This is a genomic window from Pseudomonas sp. GV071 (genome assembly GCF_003050835.1).
GTDB lineage: Bacteria > Pseudomonadota > Gammaproteobacteria > Pseudomonadales > Pseudomonadaceae > Aquipseudomonas.
Genome location: NZ_QAOJ01000012.1, coordinates 209,455 through 215,454 on the forward strand (window position 1 = coordinate 209,455; position 6,000 = coordinate 215,454).

The 6,000-nt window shown below is 59.5% G+C and carries 8 protein-coding genes and 1 rRNA gene; 4 read left to right on the forward strand and 5 right to left on the reverse strand.

The features are described from left to right. The first annotated feature begins 20 nt into the window (after window positions 1-20). Genes C8K61_RS21705 through C8K61_RS21715 form a run of 3 tightly spaced genes read left to right on the forward strand, consistent with a single transcriptional unit; the run spans window position 21 to window position 1,938 of the window. Window positions 21-695 (forward strand): urease accessory protein UreF, encoded by a 675-nt coding sequence (locus C8K61_RS21705; RefSeq protein ID WP_108098395.1) that lies wholly within the window; start codon window positions 21-23, stop codon window positions 693-695. A gap of 22 nt (window positions 696-717) precedes the next feature. Then, entirely contained in the window at window positions 718-1,332 is a 615-nt protein-coding gene (gene ureG / locus C8K61_RS21710) for an urease accessory protein UreG (RefSeq protein ID WP_108098371.1), read from the forward strand. 33 nt (window positions 1,333-1,365) lie between these two features. Then, window positions 1,366-1,938, forward strand: coding sequence for a HupE/UreJ family protein (locus C8K61_RS21715; protein WP_108098372.1), 573 nt, complete (start codon window positions 1,366-1,368; stop codon window positions 1,936-1,938). Window positions 1,939-2,018: 80 nt separating this feature from the next. Here C8K61_RS21715 and C8K61_RS21720 read toward each other — a convergent pair whose 3' ends face one another. Together C8K61_RS21720 and C8K61_RS21725 are read right to left on the reverse strand one after the other, a co-directional pair. Next, window positions 2,019-2,549, reverse strand: coding sequence for a hypothetical protein (locus C8K61_RS21720; protein ID WP_108098373.1), 531 nt, complete (start codon window positions 2,547-2,549; stop codon window positions 2,019-2,021). A 60-nt stretch (window positions 2,550-2,609) separates the two neighbouring features. Further along, window positions 2,610-3,035 carry a VOC family protein gene (locus tag C8K61_RS21725; RefSeq protein WP_108098374.1) on the reverse strand — a complete coding sequence of 142 codons (426 nt, stop codon included), beginning with the start codon at window positions 3,033-3,035 and terminating at the stop codon, window positions 2,610-2,612. Between the two features lie 112 nt (window positions 3,036-3,147). On the opposite strand from C8K61_RS21725, the gene C8K61_RS21730 reads away from it, so the two are divergent. Next, window positions 3,148-4,005 (forward strand): LysR family transcriptional regulator, encoded by an 858-nt coding sequence (locus C8K61_RS21730; RefSeq protein WP_108098375.1) that lies wholly within the window; start codon window positions 3,148-3,150, stop codon window positions 4,003-4,005. Window positions 4,006-4,072: 67 nt separating this feature from the next. On the opposite strand, the gene C8K61_RS21735 is transcribed toward C8K61_RS21730, so the two are convergent. The 3 genes from C8K61_RS21735 to rrf all read right to left on the reverse strand — a co-directional run bounded on the left by C8K61_RS21735 (window position 4,073) and on the right by rrf (window position 5,993). Then, on the reverse strand, window positions 4,073-4,432 hold the full coding sequence (locus tag C8K61_RS21735; protein ID WP_108098376.1) for a phage infection protein: 360 nt from the start codon (window positions 4,430-4,432) through the stop codon (window positions 4,073-4,075). A gap of 209 nt (window positions 4,433-4,641) precedes the next feature. Further along, the gene (gene ada / locus C8K61_RS21740; protein ID WP_108098377.1) at window positions 4,642-5,718 is read right to left on the reverse strand and encodes a bifunctional DNA-binding transcriptional regulator/O6-methylguanine-DNA methyltransferase Ada; all 1,077 of its coding nucleotides are present in this window, start codon (window positions 5,716-5,718) and stop codon (window positions 4,642-4,644) included. Window positions 5,719-5,877: 159 nt separating this feature from the next. Beyond that, window positions 5,878-5,993 (reverse strand): 5S ribosomal RNA (gene rrf / locus C8K61_RS21745). Window positions 5,994-6,000: the final 7 nt, after the last annotated feature.

Sequence of the window (6,000 nt, forward strand, 5' to 3'; positions counted from 1 at the left end):
TGAGCCCCTCTCTCTCTAGCCTGAATCCGGCCTGGGCGCTGATGCGCCTGGCCAGCCCACAGCTGCCGATCGGTGGCTACAGCTATTCCCAGGGGCTGGAGATGGCGGTGGAGCGCGCAATCGTTTGCGACCCCGACACAGCCGGGCGCTGGATTGCCGATCAACTGCTGCTCAACCTGGCTCGCTTCGAGGCACCGCTGTTGTGGGCCCATTGCTGTGCCGCAGTGGCGGGTGATTGGTCCAGCCTGTCGACCCTCAGCGAACAGCATCGAGCCAGCCGCGAAACCCGCGAGCTGCAGCAGGAAAGCCGGCAAATGGGCTACTCGCTGAAGCAGTTGCTGGAGGGCTTGCCGGAACTGGATGACGAGGCACGTTGCTTTCTCGCCGAGCAAAACGAACCAGGTCTGGCCGTGATGTGGGCTCTGGCCGCACGCGCCTGGCAAATCAGCGCCGAAGACGCCCTCGCTGCGTGGCTCTGGGGCTGGCTGGAAAACCAGCTGGCGGTACTGATGAAAACCCTGCCGCTGGGCCAGCAAGCCGCGCAGCGCCTGACCTCGCAATTACTACCGCTGCTGCAGCAGGCGCAAGCCCAAGCCGTGCACAGCGCACCTGAACAACGGGGCAGCGCCCCATTCGGCCTGGCCCTGGCCAGCATGGCGCACGAGCGCCAGTACAGCCGCCTCTTCCGCTCTTGATCGCCAAAAGGAACAGTCAACTATGAACAGCCAACCCCTGCGTGTCGGTATCGGTGGCCCGGTAGGCTCCGGCAAGACCGCCCTGACCCTGGCCCTGTGCCTGGCCCTGCGCGAGCGCTACAACCTGGCCGTGGTCACCAACGACATCTACACCCAGGAAGATGCGCAGTTTCTGGTGCGCAATGAAGCCCTAGCGCCCGAGCGCATCATCGGCGTAGAAACCGGCGGCTGCCCGCACACCGCGATCCGCGAAGACGCCTCGATCAACCTGGAAGCCGTTGACCAGCTCAACCGCCGCTTCCCGGGCCTGGACCTGATCATCGTCGAGTCCGGTGGCGACAACCTCTCGGCTACCTTCAGCCCGGAACTGTCCGATCTGACGCTGTACGTCATCGACGTCTCGGCGGGCGACAAGCTGCCACGCAAAGGCGGCCCCGGCATCTGCAAATCCGACCTGCTGGTGATCAACAAAGTCGACCTGGCGCCGATGGTGGGCGCCTCCCTGGAAGTCATGGAGCGCGACACCAAGAAGATGCGCGGCGACAAGCCGTTCGTGTTCAGCAACCAGAAGGTTGGCCAGGGCCTCGACGAAATCATCGCCTTTATCGAAAAACAGGGCCTGCTCACTGCAGCCTGACTCTTCCTACGCATTCGCCAATAAGGAGCTTCCATGAATCTGCGTAAAGCCTTGTTCAGCCTGGCGCTGTTCCTCTCCCCCGCCGTTGCCTTCGCCCACCCGGGCCACGACAGCAGCGGTCTGCTGGCCGGTATCGCCCACCCAGTAACCGGTCTGGACCATTTGCTGGCCATGCTCGCCGTAGGCCTGTGGGCCGCACAACAAAAGGGCGCTGCACGCTGGGCGCTGCCGCTGACCTTTGTCGGCACCATGTTGCTGGGCGGCGTGCTGGGTTTTGAAGGGCTGCAATTGCCGTTTATGGAAACCGGAATTGCCGCTTCGGTGCTGGCGCTGGGTCTGCTCGTTGCCGTTGCGGTACGTCCGCCAGTTGCCGTGGCGGTTGGCCTGACGGCGCTGTTTGCCCTGGCCCATGGTGTGGCACATGGTTTGGAGCTGCCTGAGGTAGCGAGCCCTTGGGGTTACGCCGCAGGTTTCGTCGCCGCCACAGCGGCGTTGCATGCGGCTGGTTATGCGCTGGTGCGGGTGTTGCCATCGGCAGCAGCGCCGCTGGTACGCATGGCGGGTATGGCGTCGGCGGGTGCCGGTGCCTGGTTGCTGGTGGGTTAAGACAGATCAAGGCAGAAGCCCACCCACAAGACTGCGGTCCATTGTGGGAGAGGCTTCAGCCTCAATGAAGCAACCACCGCTTAAACGTGTACCGCAACCCGCAACGCCTCGTATGAACCTGCCGCAGCAATTCCCACTGCTGCGCATAACTCCAACACTCGTTCCAGATCCGTGGTGTACACCAACACCGCTTGCATCTCATCGTCCAGGGGCTGGCTAAAGTCCATCAGCACATATCCCTTGGTCTCCGGGCTCAGGGCACTGAGCTGTACCTGAATGCGGTTCATCGCCGTCAGCGGCTCGGTCTTCTGCAGTTGTTTGGGCTTGATGTTGAAGGTCACTTCCTTGCCGAATGAATCAATGATCTGTTGCAGCAGGTCGGGATAGGTGTCGGCCTGGAACAGTACGGTTTCCGGCAAGCTGCCCACCACCACCCACTCACCGAGCGGGATAGGAAAGGTATCGTCGTAGTTGATGTCCGGATTAGCCGCCAGAAAAGCGGCCGGATCGGCGTAGGCTTGCGCCGCTTCGTCGGCGATCTTGTCGATTTCCTCGGCGCCCATGCACCCCGAACTTATTTTGCTGATCAGTTCTACGAGTTGGTCTTTCATGGGCGCGGGTCCTGGCAGGTTTAAAGGGCGCCAAGGATATCGCGAAGGCGCCTTACCCGGCTATTTGGCGAACAGTTGGCTCATGTCCTTGAAGGCCTTGAACTCCAGGGCATTGCCGCAGGGATCGAAGAGAAACATGGTCGCCTGCTCGCCCACCTGGCCCTTGAAACGTACATAGGGCTCGATCACGAATGCGGTGCCCAGCGCCTGCAGGCGTGCGGCCAGCGCCTCCCACTCAGCCCAACCGAGCACCACACCGAAATGGGGCACTGGAACGTCGTGGCCGTCCACCGCGTTGGTGTGGGCCTGTTCCTGGGACGAGGTTTTCGGGTGCTCGTGAATCACCAGTTGGTGGCCGAAGAAATCGAAATCCACCCAATGCTCGCTTGAACGGCCCTCGGCCAGACCGAACACCTCGCCATAGAAGCGGCGCGCGGCAACCAGGTCGAACACAGGAATGGCCAGGTGGAACGGAGAAAGACTCATGGGCTATGCCTCTAGGGGATCACGGTGAGGGGAATTTTAGCCCTGTCACATTTGATTGAAAGACGTTAGTTTTTGCAGCGAGCTCAAATATTTTTGATCAATCGAGATCTCCATGCTGCGCGAACTCAAGACCTTTATCGCCGTCGCCCGCCATGGCACCTTTGCCGCCGCGGGCATGCACGCCGGGCTTACGCAATCGGCAGTCAGCGCGCAAATCCGCAACCTGGAAAATGCCCTGGGCCACTCGCTGTTCGACCGTACCGGACGTCAGGCAGTGCTTAATGCGGCGGGCGAACGGGCCTTACCCATGGCGAAGGAGATGCTGGAGATCTTCGAACGCATGGCCAACAACGACAGCTCGGGCAGCTACAGCGGTGAGCTGAAGATCGGTGCCATTGCCAGCGTACAGACCGGGCTGCTCCCCGCCGCCCTGGTACGCCTGCGTGAAGCAGCGCCGCGGGTGGAAGCCAAGCTGGTGCCGGGGGTGTCGTTGAACCTGCTGAACCAGGTGGATGCGGGCGACCTGGATGTGGCGATCCTGATTCGCCCGCCCTTCCCACTGCCGAAAGAGCTGTATACCCAAGTGCTGCGTGAAGAGCCCTTTGTACTGATCGTGCCGCTGGATGTGCAAGGTGACGATCCACTGCAGATCCTGCGCGAGCAGCCTTTGGTACGCTACGACCGCACTTCGTTTGGCGGGCGCCTGGTCAGCCGTTTTCTGCGCGAACAGCGTCTGAATGTTGATGTTGCCCTGGAGCTGGACGAGCTGGATGGGATTGTGAAGATGATCGAGCATGGGCTCGGCGTTTCGCTGATTCCGCTGGCAGGCCTGTGGGTAGAGAGCGGTGCCAAAGTGCGAATTATCGAATTAGGGGAGCTGACCTTTTATCGCGAGCTGATTCTATTGTTGCGCCATAGCCAGCGCAAACTGGCGATCCAACAACTGTTCAGCACTTGCGTTCAGTATTGAGGTGGCAATGCCCATAAAAAAACCCGGCTGATGTGGCCGGGCTTTTCGTGTGAGGTGAAGCTGAACATCAAGCCACACGGTTAGCACCGATACGGTCAGCGCCACCTTCGGCTACGCGGTTAACGCCGGTACGGTCTGCGCCACCTTCAGCTACACGGTTAGCGCCGGCGCGGTCTGCGCCACCTTCAGCTACGCGGTTGGCGCCGGTACGATCTGCACCACCTTCAGCTACGCGGTTAGCGCCGGTACGATCTGCACCACCTTCAGCTACGCGGTTGGCAGCGGCGCGGTCAGCACCACCTTCGGCAACCAGAGATGATTGGTTCAACTGAGCGCCAAAAGTGAACTGTGGCTGGTCAGAAGGAAGAGCGAATACACTAGCGGAGAGGCTGGCCAGGATGAGGCTGGCGAATACTTGGCTTTTCATTTTTGGGCTCCTTGCGGGGGCTGGAAAGTGGGTACGGAGCCTATGGTACTCACCGAGATTTCTAGCAGAAGTGAAAGGACGCGATAGTAACCATCGATACGAATGATTGCAGAAATAGTCCTTTAAAATCATTCATATACATACGCCAATCACACACTGAAACTGTTTTTTGGCGTTGGCAAAATGCCCTCAATTAGAGCCATCTGCGCTCAATCTGCCTCTTTTTCTAGCAACGCGCGCTTGCGCTCAACGCCCCATCGATAGCCCGAAAGCCCTCCATCGTTACGCACCACGCGATGACAAGGCACAGCCACCGCCAACGAATTTGCCGCACAAGCACCGGCCACTGCCCGCACAGCTCGAGGAGAACCGATGGACTCGGCCACTTGGCGGTAACTAGCGGTTTCGCCGGGAGGAATCGCTTGCAAGGCCTGCCACACGCGCTGCTGAAATACCGTTCCACGGATGTCCAGCGGCAGACTCAACCCAGTCGCAGGCGCCTCGACAAACGTGATGACCTCGCTGAGCGTTTGGCTAAATGCGGCATCGGCGATTTCGAGTTCAGCACGTGGAAAACGTCGCTGCAGATCGTCCTCCAGCTCCTGGGAATTATCGCCAAACAAAATGGCGCAGATGCCCCTATCACTTTGTGCGACCAACAATCTACCCAGCGAGCAACTGCCAATCGCATAGCGAATGCGCACGTTGGTGCCGCCGTCTCGATAAGCCCTCGGCGTCATGCCGAGCAATTTATCCGCCACCGTATAAAAGCGGCCGCTGGAGTTGAAGCCTGCATCGTACAAGGCGGCGGTTACCGTCTCACCTTGCTGCAAATGGTTGCGCACGCGGGCCGCCCGCTGGGCATTGGCATAGCCTTTTGGCGTAACGCCTGTGATCGACTTGAACAACCGATGAAAGTGATAAGGACTCAGGCCGACTTGCGCAGCCAGTTGCTCAAGTGATGGCGGAGTTTCCGCTTCCGCGATCAAGCGACAAGCCTGCTCGACCAGCGCCTGCTGCTGCTCAGCCAAGGAAGCCTGATTAGGCTTGCAGCGTAAACAAGGGCGAAAACCTGAGTCTTCTGCCGCCTGACAACTGCTATGGAATTGCACGTTTTCCGGCAGAGCTTGGCGCGCAGAGCAGGATGGCCGGCAATAGATTCCAGTGGTTTTTACCGAGTAGACGAAGCGGCCATCCGCCGTTTTGTCTCGCTGCTGGACCAGGGGCCAGCGTGGATCAGTGAGTGTTTGTGCCGCTCGGGCTTGTTTGCTGGGCAAAGAAGTCATCGGTGTAACTCAACAGGTGAAGACTGGCCTTACGGTAACAGCAGGTTCAACACCTTACTCACCGAATCTTGCGTTCAAATCATCAACCTGCAGTCCACTTTTCTCGACGCAAAAACAAACCCCCCACTCGCTTTCGCGAATGAGGGGTTTGGAATTTAAGCTTGACGATGACCTACTCTCACATGGAGAAACCCCACACTACCATCGGCGATGCGTCGTTTCACTACTGAGTTCGGGATGGGATCAGGTGGTTCCAACGCTCTATGGTCGTCAAGCAATTCG

Coding starts and splice junctions, on each gene's coding strand:
- ureG (WP_108098371.1), top strand. CDS start 718: ATGAACAGCCAACCCCTGCGTGTCGGTATCGGTGGCCCGGTAGGCTCC.
- C8K61_RS21715 (WP_108098372.1), top strand. CDS start 1,366: ATGAATCTGCGTAAAGCCTTGTTCAGCCTGGCGCTGTTCCTCTCCCCC.
- C8K61_RS21720 (WP_108098373.1), bottom strand. CDS start 2,549: ATGAAAGACCAACTCGTAGAACTGATCAGCAAAATAAGTTCGGGGTGC.
- C8K61_RS21725 (WP_108098374.1), bottom strand. CDS start 3,035: ATGAGTCTTTCTCCGTTCCACCTGGCCATTCCTGTGTTCGACCTGGTT.
- C8K61_RS21730 (WP_108098375.1), top strand. CDS start 3,148: ATGCTGCGCGAACTCAAGACCTTTATCGCCGTCGCCCGCCATGGCACC.
- C8K61_RS21735 (WP_108098376.1), bottom strand. CDS start 4,432: ATGAAAAGCCAAGTATTCGCCAGCCTCATCCTGGCCAGCCTCTCCGCT.
- ada (WP_108098377.1), bottom strand. CDS start 5,718: ATGACTTCTTTGCCCAGCAAACAAGCCCGAGCGGCACAAACACTCACT.